General features: G+C 61.9%; 13 protein-coding genes and 2 pseudogenes. 2 read left to right on the top strand and 13 right to left on the bottom strand.

The features are described from left to right. Nucleotides 1-186 precede the first annotated feature (186 nt). Nucleotides 187-435 (top strand): annotated as a pseudogene (locus GWC77_RS22505) (zinc-binding dehydrogenase); the annotation flags it as partial. A 32-nt stretch (nt 436-467) separates the two neighbouring features. Here the strand turns inward: GWC77_RS22505 and GWC77_RS22500 are convergent. From GWC77_RS22500 to GWC77_RS22460, 9 genes are all read right to left on the bottom strand, one after another. Beyond that, nucleotides 468-1,223: a lipoate--protein ligase family protein gene (locus tag GWC77_RS22500; RefSeq protein WP_173260443.1), complete on the bottom strand. Its 756-nt coding sequence runs from the start codon at nt 1,221-1,223 to the stop codon at nt 468-470. 102 nt (nt 1,224-1,325) lie between these two features. Further along, nucleotides 1,326-2,447 carry an acetoin dehydrogenase dihydrolipoyllysine-residue acetyltransferase subunit gene (locus GWC77_RS22495; protein ID WP_173260441.1) on the bottom strand — a complete coding sequence of 374 codons (1,122 nt, stop codon included), beginning with the start codon at nt 2,445-2,447 and terminating at the stop codon, nt 1,326-1,328. Then, nucleotides 2,447-3,466, bottom strand: coding sequence for an alpha-ketoacid dehydrogenase subunit beta (locus GWC77_RS22490; protein WP_173260438.1), 1,020 nt, complete (start codon nt 3,464-3,466; stop codon nt 2,447-2,449). The genes GWC77_RS22495 and GWC77_RS22490 overlap by 1 nt, the downstream gene beginning before the upstream one ends. A gap of 35 nt (nt 3,467-3,501) precedes the next feature. Further along, entirely contained in the window at nt 3,502-4,491 is a 990-nt protein-coding gene (locus tag GWC77_RS22485; RefSeq protein WP_173260436.1) for a thiamine pyrophosphate-dependent dehydrogenase E1 component subunit alpha, read from the bottom strand. Next, a complete protein-coding gene (locus tag GWC77_RS22480; protein WP_173260434.1) occupies nt 4,454-5,656 on the bottom strand; it encodes an ATP-NAD kinase family protein in 1,203 nt (400 codons plus the stop codon). The genes GWC77_RS22485 and GWC77_RS22480 overlap by 38 nt, the downstream gene beginning before the upstream one ends. A gap of 211 nt (nt 5,657-5,867) precedes the next feature. Next, on the bottom strand, nt 5,868-7,886 hold the full coding sequence (locus tag GWC77_RS22475; protein WP_173260432.1) for a sigma-54-dependent Fis family transcriptional regulator: 2,019 nt from the start codon (nt 7,884-7,886) through the stop codon (nt 5,868-5,870). Between the two features lie 207 nt (nt 7,887-8,093). Beyond that, the gene (locus GWC77_RS22470; RefSeq protein WP_367949077.1) at nt 8,094-8,618 is read right to left on the bottom strand and encodes a lipocalin-like domain-containing protein; all 525 of its coding nucleotides are present in this window, start codon (nt 8,616-8,618) and stop codon (nt 8,094-8,096) included. Nucleotides 8,619-8,758: 140 nt separating this feature from the next. Next, entirely contained in the window at nt 8,759-9,184 is a 426-nt protein-coding gene (locus GWC77_RS22465) for a heme-binding protein (protein ID WP_173260429.1), read from the bottom strand. A 29-nt stretch (nt 9,185-9,213) separates the two neighbouring features. Further along, a complete protein-coding gene (locus GWC77_RS22460; protein WP_173260459.1) occupies nt 9,214-10,227 on the bottom strand; it encodes a zinc-binding alcohol dehydrogenase family protein in 1,014 nt (337 codons plus the stop codon). Nucleotides 10,228-10,324: 97 nt separating this feature from the next. Between GWC77_RS22460 and GWC77_RS22455 the strand changes: the two genes are divergently transcribed. Then, entirely contained in the window at nt 10,325-11,254 is a 930-nt protein-coding gene (locus tag GWC77_RS22455) for a LysR family transcriptional regulator (RefSeq protein ID WP_173260457.1), read from the top strand. Between the two features lie 64 nt (nt 11,255-11,318). Here the strand turns inward: GWC77_RS22455 and GWC77_RS22450 are convergent, their stop codons facing one another. The 4 genes and pseudogenes from GWC77_RS22450 to GWC77_RS22435 form a co-directional block, all read right to left on the bottom strand. Continuing rightward, entirely contained in the window at nt 11,319-12,452 is a 1,134-nt protein-coding gene (locus GWC77_RS22450; protein WP_173260427.1) for an amidohydrolase, read from the bottom strand. Beyond that, nucleotides 12,449-13,762 (bottom strand): MFS transporter, encoded by a 1,314-nt coding sequence (locus GWC77_RS22445; RefSeq protein ID WP_173260426.1) that lies wholly within the window; start codon nt 13,760-13,762, stop codon nt 12,449-12,451. Before GWC77_RS22445 ends, GWC77_RS22450 begins: the two co-directional genes overlap by 4 nt. 76 nt (nt 13,763-13,838) lie before the next feature. Then, on the bottom strand, nt 13,839-15,113 hold the full coding sequence (locus GWC77_RS22440) for a CaiB/BaiF CoA-transferase family protein (protein WP_173260424.1): 1,275 nt from the start codon (nt 15,111-15,113) through the stop codon (nt 13,839-13,841). Then, nucleotides 15,110-15,857, bottom strand: a pseudogene (locus tag GWC77_RS22435) (hypothetical protein); the annotation flags it as partial. The pseudogene GWC77_RS22435 and the gene GWC77_RS22440, both read right to left, overlap by 4 nt.

Below are 15,857 nucleotides of genomic sequence, written 5' to 3'. Positions count from 1 at the left end.
TGTTTACCGTCCCAGCGGACGATGTGCGCCTGCTCTCCCCTGTATTCCGGGGAACGGCCGGTTGGCCAGCGGCGAATCGTCGGGACATGCGCGCGACAGGGCAATCGCGCCCACCGCCTGCGCGAGTATGCCGAGCGCTCGGGCTCGCGCCCGCTCCCGCTCGGCGCCGTCCGACGCCATCGTACCGTTTTGGAGTTCGTGTTCGCCTTGATGAGCCGGAAGATCATGCGCCTCCCAAGAAGGCAGAATGTCGGTTACTCGTTTCTCTTCGTGCATCCCGACGGTGCCCAGCTCGCCGAAATTGGCGAATTGCTCGAATCGGAACGCATTCGTCCCATCATCGACAAGGTCTTTCCGTTCGAGCAGGCGAAGGAAGCGCTCGAATACCTGGCTCAGGGACGCGCCAAGGGCAAGGTCGTCGTTAGGGTCAGGTGATTCCGCAAACGGTTGCCGAGTCCCGCTATCGACTACCCATCGGGTCCGTCCGCCGCAATGCAGGCGCGCAGTGCCGCCATGACCTCCCGGTCGAGCCAGTCGGCCGGTGCGAGACCCATCCCGGCCGCGCAAAGCGCTTGCTGCACGCTGATCACACGCCCGGCGAGGTAGTGCTTTGCGCTACCGATAGCCGCCTCGAACGCATTCGCGCGTTGGTTGATTTCCTCGGGGTCGGCGCTGACCAGCAACACTGCATGCGCCAGTACCGCATGCAGCGGCGATGACGTTGCTTCCGATGCGGTCTCGAGACGCCGCCAATATTGAGCGGTACCTGCGATCTTGCGAACATCATCCGGTGGTCCTCCCCAAGCCAGATTGAAGCGACCGTCGCAGAAAGAGCCCTCCACCGTTTGCCAATGCGTCTCCAATCCCAACATTCCAAGCGCCCTTTGCAACAGTTCGCACAGGTGCCGATATACGGCCTCGGAAAGCTCGCCCACCGTTCCCCGTACCCGATAGGCAAGGCTCACATTGACGATGCCCGGCCCTTGTGGAACGAGCCCGCCCCCGGACATGCGCAAGAAAACCGGGCAACCGCGCCGCGCGAACTCCGCCCGAGCCGGATCGAGTGCCGTGTAGCGCCGGTAGCTACGCGGCACCACGAGCGAGAGCGGAGCCTCCCAAAGATGCGCAACCCGCCGCCCCTTTGCGGCCAGCGAGAGCAACTCCTGCTCCGCGGCGAGAGGATCGTCCGAACCGATTGCGAAATCGACGATATCGAATGACATAGGCATCTGGAACGAAGACCTCCCGAGCGCCGCTCACAGGGTCGCCAGTTCCGCCGGCGACACGATGATCTTCACATTGCCAGCGGCCGGAAGAACAAGACATCAACCGCCAGACAGATGACGTTGCAATGCCGCGTTCACTTCGCTGGCTTTCTCGAGCATGGCCATGTGGCCGGTAGCGTCGAATCGAATCACTTTCGCATTCGATGGTGCATTGGCCGCCTGCTCGGCCGGAATCACGCGGTCGTCGTTACCCCAGAACACGAGCACCGGCTTGTCCAATGCTGCGAGGTCGGCGGCCAACACCGCCGATTGTCTGCCGCCGCCGAAGAGTGCCGCACTCAGTTCCGCGAGCAACGGTTCGACACCGTCCATACGCTTGAATTTGAGCATGTCGTCGATCATCTGACGGCTCACCAAATCGGGATCGGCGAAAAGCTGTTCCAATACCGGCTTGAGTTCGCGCCGCGATTGCGCCCGCACGAAGCCGTCTGTATACCCGCCGTTGATCTCGGTATCGAAGCCGGCCGGGCTGACCAGCGCCAAACTCGCCACGCGCTCCGGTGAGCTGACCGCCATCTGGATCGCAATGGCGCCGCCCATTGAGTGTCCCACCAGGTGAGCCAGGCCCGTCACATCGGCGACGCGCAGGAACTTCAGAACGAACTCGGCCAGCGCGGCGATCGACGCGCCAGGTAGTTTGGCTTGGCTCTGTCCGTGCCCGGGGAGGTCCAGCGCGATGACAGGATGTCGATCGGCCACGGCATCGAGATTGAACAGCCAGTTGTTCAGATCGCCTCCGAAGCCGTGAATGAACACCACCGGCGTGCCCTGTTCCGGTCCGCGCCTTGCATAGCGAATACGGATTCCGTCGACGTCGGCATACTCGAATGCAGGTCCCGTCTCGTCTTCATCGCCTCCGGCGGCCGGCACCTCGTATGCAGCGATGTAGGCCTCGATTTGCGCATCGCTCACTTCGCTCTCGGCCAACACGCCCAGCAGCGCTTTGACAGGAAGCGTCTCGCCGCTTTGTGCGACGATCCGGCGCAGCAGCCCGGCATCCGTCGCTTCGACAGCATTGGAGATCTTGTCGGTCTCGACGTCGACGAGCGCCTCGCCCACTTCGATGCGCTGGCCCTCGTTCACGAGCCAGTCCTGCACGGTGCCTTCGCGCATCTCCAAGCCCCACTTGGGCATGACGATAGGGATGATCTGTGCGGCCATCACTGCTTGCCTCCTTTGCCCAGCGTGCGGCGCGCCGCCTCGGCGATCTGCGCGCCGCTCGGAATGTATAGATCTTCGAGCGTCGGCGAGAACGGCACCGGCACATGGGGCGGCGCAACCATCTCGATGGGCCCCTCGAGCGCGCCGAAAATTCGCTGCGCCACCTGTGCCGAAATGTCGGTTGCGAGGTTGCAGCGCGGGCTGGCCTCGTCGACGACCACGAGGTGGCCGGTGTTCTCCACCGATTCAAGCACCGTATCGATATCGAGCGGCGAAAGCGTACGCAAGTCGATCACTTCCGCTTCGATACCCTCCTTTGCCAACTGCGCGGCCGCCTCGAGCGCGCGATGCACCATCAATCCGTACGTCACGATCGATACGTGCTTGCCGTCGCGCACGACATTGGCCTCGCCGAACGGGATGACATACGAGTTCTCCGGCACGTCGCCTTCGAATCCGTAGAGGTTCTTGTGCTCGCAGAAAATCACGGGGTCGTCATCGCGAATCGCTTGGATCAAGAGTCCCTTGGTGTCGTATGGCGTGCTGGGGCACACAACTTTCAACCCGGGGATATGCGTGAACAGCGGGGTCAGCATCTGCGAGTGCTGTGCGGCCGCGCGAAAACCCGCACCGACCATACAGCGGATCACCACCGGCGTCTGCGCTTTGCCGCCGAACATATAGCGGAACTTGGCCGCCTGATTGAATATCTGGTCGAAACACACGCCCATGAAATCGATGAACATCAGTTCTGCGATCGGACGCATGCCGCACGCCGCGGCGCCGATCGCCGCGCCCACGTACGCGCTCTCGCTCAACGGCGTATCGAGCAAGCGGTCGCCGTGCTTCGCGTACAGGCCTTTGGTCACGCCGAGCACGCCGCCCCAGGCGTCTTTCTCGCCCTCGGCGCCGGCGCCGCCGACAATGTCTTCGCCGAGCATGATCACACTCGGATCGCGCGTCATTTCCTGGTCGATCGCTTCGTTGATCGCCATCTTCATGCTGAGTTTGCGGGCCATGATGCGTATTTCCTTTGATTCGTCGGGTTCGCGGTTCAATACTTCACGTAGACGTCGGTCAGCAGATCGGCGGGCTTGGGATGCTCCGCGGCCTTTGCTTCCTGCACGGCGCGCTCGATGAGCGAGGCGATCTCGCTGTCGATATCGTCGAGTTCGCCCTTCGTGAGCACGCCGGCCTCGGTCACGCGTGCCGCGAAAATCTTCAGGCAATCGCGATGGGTGCGGATGTCGTCGAGCTCGCCGGGCGCACGGTAAGTCTGTGCGTCGCCTTCGAAGTGGCCGTAAAAGCGCACCATCTTGCATTCGAGCAGCGACGGGCCGCCGCCCTCGCGAGCGCGTCGAATCACTTCACCCGCCGCTTCATGCACAGCGAAAAAGTCGGTGCCGTCCACTGTGACGCCCGGAATGCCGAAGCCGGCCGCACGATCGACATAGCTATCGACGGCGGTGCCGTACTCACGCGCCGTCGCTTCCGCATAGCCGTTGTTTTCGATGACGAAGATGACGGGCAGATTCCAGACCGCCGCGAGGTTCAGGCTTTCGAGAAAAGTGCCCTGATTCGAGGCGCCATCCCCCGCGAACGTGATGCCGACTTCGCCCTTCCCACGGAATTTCGCCGCCAAGGCAGCGCCGCAAATCAAGGGCGCGCCAGCGCCCAGAATGCCGTTCGCGCCCATCATCCCTTTGGAGAGATCGGCGATATGCATCGAGCCGCCCTTACCGTTGCAGGAGCCCCCGGTCTTGCCGTAGATCTCCTTCATCATGCCGATCACGTCCACGCCCTTGGCGATGCAATGGCCGTGGCCGCGGTGCGTGCTGGCGATGCGGTCGCCGTCGTGCAGGTGGTGCAAGATGCCCACGCCGGCCGCTTCCTCGCCCGCGTAGAGATGCACGAAGCCGGGGATGTCGCCGCGCGAGAAATCGACGTGCAGCCGCTCCTCGAACTCGCGAATCGTGCGCATCTTGCGATAGCACTCGAGTAGTTCTTTACGGCCCAGCGGCAGGGCTGCGGGGTTCGCTGTCATGCGTGTCTCCTTTGGTGGGTGTCGTTTCATGGTGCAAAAAAGGTCGGAAGGCTGGCGCTCCCCCGCCTGCCGCCGCCGAAAGTTGCGTGCGCAACAAACCGTGCGTGGCGGCGTAACGAAGGCAATCGGCCACCGCGACGGAACGAAACGCGCGCTCCCGTAAGGTGATCGCCAACCGATCGTCGGGCCCGAACGTGATTTCGCGCTCACCGTCCAGGGCCACTACACCGGCGCGTTGACTGACCATGACCGGCTCGCCGTCGACAAGCCGATGCCAGCCGTACACCGGCACGGGCTGCAAAAGGCCCGGTGCGATCGGTGCATGAAGATGGAAAAGCGGATCGGTTGCCTCGTATCGCGTGGCGTGCGGCTCAGGGGGAGCCACTTGCACATGCAGGCCGCCTGCTTCGCGCCGGCCCACCGGTGCGAGCATCCCGCCGATCGCCGACAAGCCGATCGCCTCGGGATCGGCAAAGGCCAAATAGATCGCAGCGAGCGAATCGGTCCGCCATAGCGCCTTTGCGCCGATGTAATGTTCGTTAGCGATCGCGACGTCCACGAGCGCGATGTCGTGTCGAACGGCGCCACCGCTCGCATTCAGCGTGACGTCGAGCCGCTTGTTGTAGACGAGCGCCCGATCGGGTGCGATGCGGCCCATCGCATAAAGCCCCACCGCGAGGCCCGCCGATGTGGCCTCGCGTAGCTCCGGATAAGCGTTATTGGTCCCGGTCGATAAACCGGCGATGGGAACCCGCCCGCACTCGCGCACAACGGCGCGATGCGTACCGTCGCCGCCCAGCACGACGATGGCCGCGACAGCCGCCTCGCGCATCAGGCGCGCGGCAAGAAACGTATCGTCGACACGGCCCGTCGCGGGCATCGCGAGCCACTCCAATCGCGGCCATACTTGGCTGCCGCTCGACGCAGCGCGCTCGCGTTTCAGATGCCGCTCGAGCATCGGCATCAAGCCTTCGCGGTCCGGCATCATCAACACGCGGGTCACGCCGCAAGCGCCGAGCGCCGCCATGGCGCGCAGCACGATGTTGACGCGGTCGGCCAATTGCAGACTGTTCGCGTTGGCCACGACACGGCGAATGTCGCGAGCCGACACGGGATTGGCAATGATGCCGACCGCGGGCGGACGAACCGGTGAAGGCTCGTGCATGCCTGTCTCCTAATGTATTGGTATCGACAGGCTTGACTGCAATAGGTATGCCATGCGAATCCCGGCTCAAAATTCCGGGATTACCCCGAAAGTTCAGCGCGGGAATATGCGATTTTCGGCGGAGACCGTGACAGGTGTCACAGCATCAGATGTCTCGCGATTGACAGGCGTATCGTTGGCCCGGCGCGCCTGCTGCTGCACACCGCTAAGCTCATTCGTCGTCAGGGCCGCCCGCAGCGCGTAACGAGACGGCATCGCTACGGTTCGGCGACTGGATGCCATGGCGAGCCATGCGCCGGTACAGGGTCATGCGGCTGATCCCCAATTCGCGTGCGACGGCACTGAGGTTCCAGCCATGGGCTCGCAGGTGCCGCGTGAGAACCGCGCATTCGGATTCGCACGCGTTCGGTTCGATGCCGGCGGCTCGCACCTGCTCGGCCTGGCCGCGCGCCGAAGCATCCGGGAGGCCTGAGACGCCCGGCCCGCCGATGCCATCGGGCAGATCGCCCGCTTCGATATGTTTGTTGCTGCACATTGCACGGGCATATTCGAGCGCGTTGCGCAATTCGCGCAGGTTGCCCGGCCAGCGATGCCGATGCAGCTGCGAGCGGGCCGATTCCGATAGCGTGAACCGCTGCGAGCCGTCGGATCCGGCGAGAAACTTGTCGATCAGCCAATCGAGATCGCTGCGTTCGCGCAGCGGCGGCAGGACGAGCCGGGCGCCGTTCAGACGGTAATAGAGGTCTTCGCGGAACCGCCCGTCACCGATCAGCCGGTCGAGCGGATGGTGCGTCGCCGATATCACTCGAATGTTGACCGGGACGGGACGCGAAGCGCCGATCGCGAGCACTTCGCCTTCGGCAAGCACGCGAAGCAGGCGCGACTGCAGATCTCTGGGCATGTCGCCGATCTCGTCCAGGAACAAGGTGCCGCCATCGGCCTCTTGAATCAATCCGCGCTTGGCTTTCGACCCGGCGCCCGAGAAGCTATTGGGCAAGTGTCCGAACAGTTCGCTTTCGATCAACGTTTCTGGAATCGCCGCGCAATTGACGGCGATGAACGGGCCGCCGCGACGCGCGCTTGCTCGATGCAACGCACGCGCGAGATACTCTTTGCCACTACCCGTTTCCCCGTTGATGAGCAAATTGATGGGCGCGTCGACAAGCCTCGCGGCCAGTTGCAACTGACGCTGCAGTGCCGCGTCGTCGCCGCATAGTGCGGCCAATTCGCGCGGCAGCGGCGCTTGCGCATCGTCCGCCGTGCGTGCCGGCAAAGGCAACATCGGCGGCATAGCGCTCAGATACAGGCACTTGCCGCTTCCCGTCATGCGGACGACGCGCTCCTCGCTCGGACGCGAATACACGAAGCGTCCCAATTGATCGAGCGGCAATTCGAACAATGCGTCGAACTGCATGCCGAGCAGCGGCGAACCCGCCGTATCCAAGCCGACGTCAGCCATCAACATCTTCTGAGCGCGGCGGTTATGGCCGACGATACGGCCGCTCGCATCGAGCGCGATCAAATACTCGGGATTGACGTCGATGAATTCCGGCGCGGGACTCAGTTTGAGGATCCAGTCACGTCTGTGACGCCTGAGGAAAAACGCATCCTCGATCCGGCTCGCATAAGTCCGCACGAGATAGAGCGCGAAGGTCTGACTGTCTTTTGCAAGCGGCGAACTCAACGCCGATATGTCCAAAATCGCATGAAGCTGGCCATGCGAATCGAACAGCGGCGCCGCGGTACAAGTCAAAGGAATATGCGTGGCATCGAAGTGATCGTCCCGATGCACGGTGAGCGCATGGCCCGTCGCCAGCGCCGTGCCGACCGCGCAAGTGCCGGCTCCATCCTCGCTCCATTCCGCGCCCAGATAGAGGCCCGCGCGGCGCAATCCGGCATCGGCGCCTTCGTCGCCCAGATAGTCGACAGCGACACCGTCCGCATCGGTCAGCAGTACGACATAACCCGTCCCCGCGACCTGACTGTAGAGTGTTTCCAGGCCATACCGTGCAATGCGGGCGAAATCGTCGATGCGCTGCTGATGCTCGCGCAGCCGCTGCGCCGGAACGATGCGTGCTTCCTGCATCCGAGTCGGATCGAGACCGTACTGATGTACGCAACGCTGCCATGAGCTTTGGATGATGGCATCGTGCATCCGCGCTGCCACCGGGGGCTGGCCGGTCGTCGTTAAGACCACCGTTTCGATGTGATCGCGCTGCCGAACGTCCATGGTTGTCTCCTGTGTCCGGACGCACGTTGCTGGACACAATGGCACCGGCCCACGAGCCGATGACCTCTCAGGCGCCGCCGACGGGCGCACCCGATGTTTCGAGTCGGAGCGCTTAATGTACCACCGCCGAGGGAGAGTTGAGCCCACTCCGGTCGCTGCGCTCTGGGGGCCCAACTTGCCACGCAAAGCATTCGGCTGTGCTCGAAGTCATTTGGCTCGCCTCAGCACGACCTCACCCGAACCTCCCCCGGAGGCTGCAGGCGTGGTCCACCTGAGATCGTCCCCCGAGAGGACAAACGGCCTGCGCTGTTCGACACCGTTCCAGTTTGGAAATGTGCTTGTATCTATGCGAAAGGTGATGGTTTTGTCTGCTTCGTTTACGACGTACGTGCCAAAGTGTGCGATCGAACCTTGCCCCACGGCGCGATATTCCTCTGCACTGCCTTTCATTCGATCGCTGGACAGATACTTGGGTAAGTCGCTGCGCGAATTCACCAGCGCGTAGTGCCCATGACCGTCAAAAATCACAAGACCGTGCGGCTTGGATCCGTACATGGGTGTGCGGCTCCCATCCGGGCGAACGGTGTCGACCGAGACATACGTCCATGCGCCGGCCAGTTGCTGGTCCAGTGACTGGTCCGCCGGCTGTTGGCTCAACGCAGTGCCCGATTGCATCGTGAGACCCAGAAGCACTAATCGCGAAGCGATGGTGACGATGTGGATGCGATTCACGGCCCTCTCCTCTCGCAAAGTGACCCATAACGACGAATATAGAACGCAAACAAGGAAAGGCGGAGGCAATCGCCGCCGCCCTTAACGTTCGGCATGCGTGCAAGCGATCTACGGCAAGCCGATCGCTCAACGGCCCAGGCTCACTGCAAAAACCCCGCGCGACGCAGCGCCTCCTCGGCGGCCTCGTGATCTTGAGCCGAAGTTCCGCCAGAAACACCGATGCCACCCAACAGGCGCCCTTCGTAGAAGATCGGTACACCACCGCCGACTGCCATCAGCCGCGGATGGTGCGCCAGCGGGGCAACGGCAGGCTCGGCCATGTACTGATTCCATTGGTGCGTGGCCATACCGAATGACGCGGCGGTCCATGCCTTGTCGATGGCGACGTCAACAGTCAGGAACGGCGCCGTATCCGCGCGCTCGAAAGCGCGCAGGTGACCGCCTGCATCGGTAATTGCGATCGTCGCGGCGAATCCTCGCGCGGCGCACGCGCGGCGCGCTTCGGCTATCAATGCTTGTGCGGCGTCAAGGCTGATTGCCGCCGTGTCGATGACTTGGGATGTCATGATGATGTCCGTCCGTTGTCAAAAGGGGTTCAGTGGTTCGCAAGGACGACCTTGCCGATCATGTTGCCGGCTTCGACCAGCGCATGCGCTTCGATCAGACTTTTGGCGTTGATACCGTCGATGCGTCGGGTCAGGGTGTGCTTGAGCCGGCCCTGGTCGACCAGCTGCGCCGCGCGGCGCAGCAAGGCGTGTTGCCGTGCGAGGGTGTCCGTGGTGAACATTGCGCGCGTGAACATGAGCTCCCAGTGAATCGAGATGGATTTCCCTTTGAACGGACCGATGTCCAGGCCCACCGGGTCGTCGATGAGCGCGAATTGGCCCTCCGGGCGCAGCACCGCGGCGATTTGAGGCACATAGGCGGCGCTGTTGTTCAACCCTGCAACGTGGGTGACGTGCTCGATGCCGAGCGCGGCCAACTGGGGTGCCCAAGCCTGATTGTGGTCGAGGACGTAATGCGCGCCATGGGCCAGCACCCACTCGCGGGTTTCCGGCCGCGAGGCCGTGCCGATGACGGTCATGCCCGTCAACTCGCGCGCCAGTTGCGTCAGAATCGAGCCGACGCCACCCGCCGCTCCAATGACGAGCAACACGTTGTTGTCGGTCGGGTCCGCTGCCTGAACACGCAGGCGGTCGAACAGCAGTTCCCACGCCGTGATCGTCGTCAGCGGCAACGAGGCGGCCTCTGCGAAGTCGAGGGATGCCGGCATGGGACCGACGATGCGTTCGTCCACGGCGTGCAGTTCGCTGTTGCTGCCGGGCCGTGTGATGTCACCGGCGTACCACACGCGGTCGCCTGGCTTGAAGTGCGTGGCCAGCGGACCGGTTGCGCGAACGATGCCCGCTGCGTCCCAGCCGGCGATGCGCGCACCGCCCTCCGGAATATCGCCACCGCGACGGATTTTGGTATCGACCGGGTTCACCGACACCGCTTTCACTTCCACCAACAGGTCATGGTCGCGCAACTCCGGCGTCGGCAACTCGATGTCCTGCAGCGCCTCAGGGTGGCTGATGAGATGGTTCTGATAGAAACCGATGGCTTTCATTGACGTGTCCTCCAAGAGTGATTGAGAGCATGTTATCTTTCGTCGAAATACGGATAAATGCCTGCAGAGCCCAAACACTTTCGGCATTTCAATGAAAATGATTCGACTCGACGACGTTCAGATCTTCGTGCACACGGTCGACTACGGGAGCTTCTCGGAGGCGGCGCGCCAGCTGAATATTGCGCCGGCACAGGCGAGTGCGTCGGTGCAGCGGCTCGAAAAGGCGCTGGGCACGCGGCTGTTCACCCGTTCGACGCGCAGCATGCAGCTATCGGAGGCTGGAGAGCGTTATCTACCGCACGCGCGGGTCATGATTGGCGCGCTGGAGCAAGGCGAGCAGGCCCTGGCGAACGGCCGCGAGGCGCTGTCCGGCCCGCTGCGGCTGTCCGCTCCGTCCGACTTCGGTCGAAACCTGCTGTTGCCCTGGCTGGATGACTTTCAGCACTTGCACCCCGGTTTGTCGCTGCACGTGAGAATGAGCGATCGCGCGGCCGACCTCGTCCGCCAGCCGCTCGATGCCGCCGTGCGCTACGGAGCGCTGCCTGATTCGTCTCTTGTGGCCATGAAGCTGGTCGACGACAACCGACGTGCGCTGTGCGCCGCACCCTCGTACCTCGAACGGCACGGTGCACCGTCCAAGGTCGAGGATTTACGTCGACACAACTGCCTGCGGTATGTCTGGAGCGAGCAGGTTCATGAACGCTGGCGCTTTACGCCGCCGGGCGGTGAGCGCACCGTGGCAGTCACAGGCAATCGCGTCAGCGACGACGCCGATGCCGTTCGCCGCTGGGCCGTTGCCGGGGAAGGCATTGTCTACAAATCGCGACTGGATCTCATCGACGATTTGAAGGCAGGTCGGCTGGTGGAGTTACTTCCCTCGGAGTATTGCGAGCTTGCGCCGTTGCACCTGATCTGTGCTCACCGTGCGCAACTGTCGCCGGCGATCAACCAGTTGCATGCCTTCCTGCGCGAGCGCTGCGCTGCATTGCTTGCCAGCCATCCTTCGGGTGGGCCCCGCGCTGCGTAATGAAGTTCGCCCTTTCATGATCGTCTCAACGAATCGGCGGACGGGTCGGGCAATTTCTCACAGCTCACAGCCCCAGGCGGTAGACCTTATTTGCCGTGCCTCGAAAAAGCGCTTCCCTCTCGGCCGGACTTGCGCTAGCTGTCAAACGCTTGAAAGCGTTCCAGCCGTTGCTATATGGGTAGGAGCCTTTATCGACAGGGAAATTGCTTTCGAACATACAGCGATTAGCGCCGAACATCTCAATGCAAGATTCCATCCAGGGTTTCCATGCTTGGGCAAGGTCGACCGAAGATGGCGGACGCTCCCCCTTCTCGAAGTCGAAGCCGTTGATGCGCATACCCAGCCCGCCCACTTTGACGTAGACGTTTGGCAACTGCGACAGCTCGCGCATCGAGCGAGACCAGGTTTCGAAGACTTCCTTTCGGCGGCCTTCATAGGAGGCGACGCGCAGCACGCCACCGCAGTGATTGATGATGATCGACGTATCGGGAAACGCCTTTGCGAGATCGAGTAGCTCCGGTAGTTGCGGGAAAAACACCCATGCGTCGTAGGACAGGCCGAGCGGGGCCAATTGAGCCACACCCCGCCGATAGCTGGGATCGAGCAGCAGCCCGCGGTGCGCGGCAGTGAGAGGATTCGCGAGCGTCGTATCGGCATCCCATGTCACCAGATGGCGAACGCCGCGGAAACGGCCGTCTCCGGCCTTGATCTCCGCTTCGAGAACTTCGCGTGCATCTGCACCTCGACGAAGATCTGCATATCCGACCATGCCGTTCGCTACCTTCGGCTTCGCCTTCTGCAACGGTGCCGTAACGGTCGCCACGTAGTCGATTTCGCCTACCGGACGAATAAACTCGGGACCGTCCTTACGGTAGCGGGTCAGTGCCTGCATGTACACCGACGCGACCACGTTGTGCCCCGACCGAACATCTTCGAGGTATTGATCCAGCATGTATGTCCATCCGGGTCGCTCGTAGAAATGATGATGCGCGTCGACGATTGACAGGTCAGGTTCGATTGCCGCCTCGGTGTTAGAGGCCAGCCATTGCGCGCGAACCGGAAGATAGTTGCTGGACGTGCTCATGCTACGAACTTCCTGGTTTGCGAAACCCTTGTGTGGGGCAAGGGCAGGAATCACGATTGATGCCGCAACCGTGCCCAGAAGCTGGCGGCGGCGAGGCGAATGTCTCGATTTCAATTCTTATCTCCCTTGTCAAAGGCGTAAAGAGACAAGGTCAGCAAGGTTGTGATGGCGAGCACCACCGACAACCCGATCAGTCCCGCGGTGTAGGTACCGAAACTGTCCTTCAGATAGCCGACGAGGTAGGGGCCCGCGAAGCCGCCAGCTGCACCGATCGAATTGATGAGCGCCAGGCCACCGGCGGCGGCTTGTCCGGAAAGAAACCTGGCTGGCAATGTGAAGAAGATGGTGCGGCCGGCGATGGTTCCGATCAGCGCCAGGGTGATGCCAACCATAGCCGGAACCAACTGGTGGAAGTGGGTCGACACGCCAAGCGCGATAGCACCCATTAATAAACCCGCCGCCAGATTTGCAATGTGGCCTCCGCGGCGATCGACCCGCTTTGCCCACCAAAGCAGCGCGATAGTGGCAAAGAAGTAAGGGATTGCGGACAGCCAGCCGGTTTGGCCGACCGTCATCCCGTGGCTCTTGAGAATCTGAGGTAGCCATATTCCGATACCGTAAGAGCCCATCGTAAAGCCAAAGGAAATCATCGCCAGAACGTAGACGCGTACGTCTTTCAACGCAGCGGCGAAGTGCTTCTTCTTGCCACTCGCGGCACCTTCCCGGTCAAATGCGCTTTGCAATGCTTGCCGCTCTTCCGGAGACAGCCATTTGGCATCAGCGGGCTTGTCGGCAAGGAGCTTCAATACGAGTACGCCAACCAGGCACGCCGGAATGCCTTCGATGATGAACATCCATTTCCAACCTGCGAGGCCGAGAAACCCGTCCATCTGAAGCAGCCACGTCGAAAGCGGCCCACCAATAAACGAAGAGAGCGGAGTCGAAACGGTAAACCAAGCGAGAACCCGTGTGCGGTAGTTTGCAGGAAACCAGAGCGCGAGGAAGAAGATCACACCTGGAAAGAATCCGGCTTCGCCGACTCCAAGGAGCAGTCGGATTGTGTAGAAGCTCATCGGCCCGGCAGCGAGTGCCGTGGCGGCAGCGAAAAGGCCCCACGTGATCATGATGCGCGCGAGCCAACGTCGGGCGCCGAAGCGATACAGCGCCAGGTTGCTCGGCACTTCGCACAAGCAATAGCCCAAGAACATGATGCCTGCTCCCCACCCGAATTGAGTGGCGCTAAGGCCGAGGTCGCGGTTCATGGTTAGCGCCGCGAATCCGACACTGGTGCGGTCCAGGTAATTGAAGAAGTACGCCAGCGCGAGCAGTGGGATGAATCGCCATGCGGCCTTTCTGACCGCCTGCTGTTCAAGCGTGGAATCGACGGACTCGTCGCCCGCGAAGTTAGCAGATATGAATGTCATGTTGTCTCCGTCTCGAATTATTCGCCGACCCAAGCTGACTCAGTGCCGCGCTGCAATCCTTTACGTGTTCCAAAGGTCAGGCGCTCGCCAGTTCGTTAGCCGAGGCGGTCCTCGCCCCCCCTGCTTGCGGGGCTTGAGCTCTGACTACGCCTGCCTCAACCAACTGTCGAAGCTCTTCGGGCGAATAGCCCAGTTGCATGAGCAGGGATTGCGTGTCTTGTCCCAGAGAAGGCGGCGCTGCACGCAACGTCAGACGCTCTCCACCGAGCGTTAGCGGCAGCAACGCTGTCTTCGTGATCACCGGGTGGCCGGCGGTGCTTGCGTCCGCAGGCAAGGTGACGTCAACAAGGCCACCGGTAGAGAGCAAATGAGGATCGTCGAACAAGTCGTGGGGCTTCGTGATAGGCGCGTACGGAAGACCGCAGCGTTCAAAGATCGCGCTGATTTCAGCCGCGGTAAAGGCTTCCAAATGGGCGCGAAGCTGCGGCAACAACCAAGCCCGCGCCTGTACGCGTTGATTGTTGGTTGCGATGCGCTCATCGCTCTTCAACTCTGAAAGACCGAACGCGTCACAGAACAGGGCCCATTGCGTATCGGAGACAACGGCCAAAAATATCTGCTCGCCGTTTTTGACGGAGAACACATCGTAGACAGCCCACGCCGAAATTCTGCCCGGCATCGGTGCCGCAGGCCGGCCCGTCACCGCGAACTGCATCATGTGTTGCGCGACAAGGAAGACGTTGTTCTCGAACAAGGCGCTCTGCACCTCCTGCCCGCGCCCCGTGCGTTCACGTTGTGCAAGCGCCGCCATTGCGCCAATGGCGCCGAACATCCCCCCCATAATGTCGTTGACGCTTGCCCCAGCCCGAAGCGGCCTACCTTCGGGGCCTGTCATATAGGCAAGGCCTCCCATCATCTGTACGACTTCGTCAAGAGCGGTGCGATGCTCGTAAGGACCGGGCAAGAAGCCCTTGTGCGAGACATAGATGAGACGCGGGTTAAGCTTTGACAGCGTGGCAAAGCTCAGGCCGAGCTTGTCTACTGTCCCGCTCTTGAAGTTCTCACTGAAGACGTCCGCGCCGGCCACGAGCTTGTGCACAATCTCGCAGCCACGGGGATCTTTGACATCGACTGCGATGCTCTTCTTGTTGCGATTGAACGTGCTGAAGAAGCCCGCTCCTGAGCCCCGCAGCGATCGTGTGCTATCGCCGGCGATGGGTTCGATCTTGATGACTTCGGCGCCCAGGTCCGCCAACACCATCCCACACGTCGGCCCCATCACCATATGGGTCATCTCGACGACTCGCACGCCGGTGTACGGCAGGTTTCGATTTGCTTGGTCTTCGCTCATTGCGCGACTCCCAACAAACAGCCTTCCGGTTGAGGCGCGCTCGGCATGCGCCCGTTTGCATAAGTGAAGCCTTTGGGCAATCCGGCGTCCTGTACATGCCCATACAAAGGTTCGCGCGGCAGGGCTTCAGCCAGAATCTCCCGGGCTGCAATGAGCTTGTCGATATCCACGCCCGTGTCGTAACCCATTGCTTCGAGCAAAAAGGCGAGGTCTTCGGTAACGATGTTGCCCGTCGCGCCAGGTGCGTACGGGCAGCCGCCGAGGCCGGCTTGGCTTGAATCGATCGTTGTCACGCCGACGTCGAGCGCGGCGATGACATTCGCCAATCCTTGGCCGCGCGTGTTGTGGAAATGAGCCCCCCCTGCCCTTTGCCCGACCTCTGACCGCAAACGGCGAAACAGCCGGCGAACCTGCGCCGGATTGGCGTAGCCGCTCGTATCGGACAGGCCGATTTCGTCCACACCGCACTCGGCCATAGCCAAGCACATACGCATCGTTTGGTCGTCGGTCACCGTGCCCGCGATAGTGCAACCGAAGGCTACCGACACCCCTGCTTCGATCTGCACATCCGGAAAGTGCTCGTTGCGCAGCGCGACCACATTGCGAACTTCTTCGATCTGACCTGCCCCCAACAAACCGGGCCAGTCAGAACCTAGTAAAGTTCGTTTTCGGAGAAGAAGACGAACATGAAGAAGCGTTTTACGGAAGAGCAAATCATCGGGTTTCTGAAGGAAGCCGAGGCCG

This window comes from Paraburkholderia sp. NMBU_R16 (assembly GCF_013282575.1).
GTDB lineage: Bacteria > Pseudomonadota > Gammaproteobacteria > Burkholderiales > Burkholderiaceae > Trinickia.
Note: the sequence above shows the minus strand (reverse complement) of the source record. Positions and strands in the feature narration are given on the sequence as shown.

Coding starts and splice junctions, on each gene's coding strand:
- GWC77_RS22485 (WP_173260436.1), bottom strand. CDS start 4,491: ATGACAGCGAACCCCGCAGCCCTGCCGCTGGGCCGTAAAGAACTACTC.
- GWC77_RS22500 (WP_173260443.1), bottom strand. CDS start 1,223: ATGTCATTCGATATCGTCGATTTCGCAATCGGTTCGGACGATCCTCTC.
- GWC77_RS22440 (WP_173260424.1), bottom strand. CDS start 15,113: ATGAGCGAAGACCAAGCAAATCGAAACCTGCCGTACACCGGCGTGCGA.
- GWC77_RS22495 (WP_173260441.1), bottom strand. CDS start 2,447: ATGGCCGCACAGATCATCCCTATCGTCATGCCCAAGTGGGGCTTGGAG.
- GWC77_RS22490 (WP_173260438.1), bottom strand. CDS start 3,466: ATGGCCCGCAAACTCAGCATGAAGATGGCGATCAACGAAGCGATCGAC.
- GWC77_RS22465 (WP_173260429.1), bottom strand. CDS start 9,184: ATGACATCCCAAGTCATCGACACGGCGGCAATCAGCCTTGACGCCGCA.
- GWC77_RS22475 (WP_173260432.1), bottom strand. CDS start 7,886: ATGGACGTTCGGCAGCGCGATCACATCGAAACGGTGGTCTTAACGACG.
- GWC77_RS22445 (WP_173260426.1), bottom strand. CDS start 13,762: ATGACATTCATATCTGCTAACTTCGCGGGCGACGAGTCCGTCGATTCC.
- GWC77_RS22480 (WP_173260434.1), bottom strand. CDS start 5,656: ATGCACGAGCCTTCACCGGTTCGTCCGCCCGCGGTCGGCATCATTGCC.
- GWC77_RS22455 (WP_173260457.1), top strand. CDS start 10,325: ATGATTCGACTCGACGACGTTCAGATCTTCGTGCACACGGTCGACTAC.
- GWC77_RS22460 (WP_173260459.1), bottom strand. CDS start 10,227: ATGAAAGCCATCGGTTTCTATCAGAACCATCTCATCAGCCACCCTGAG.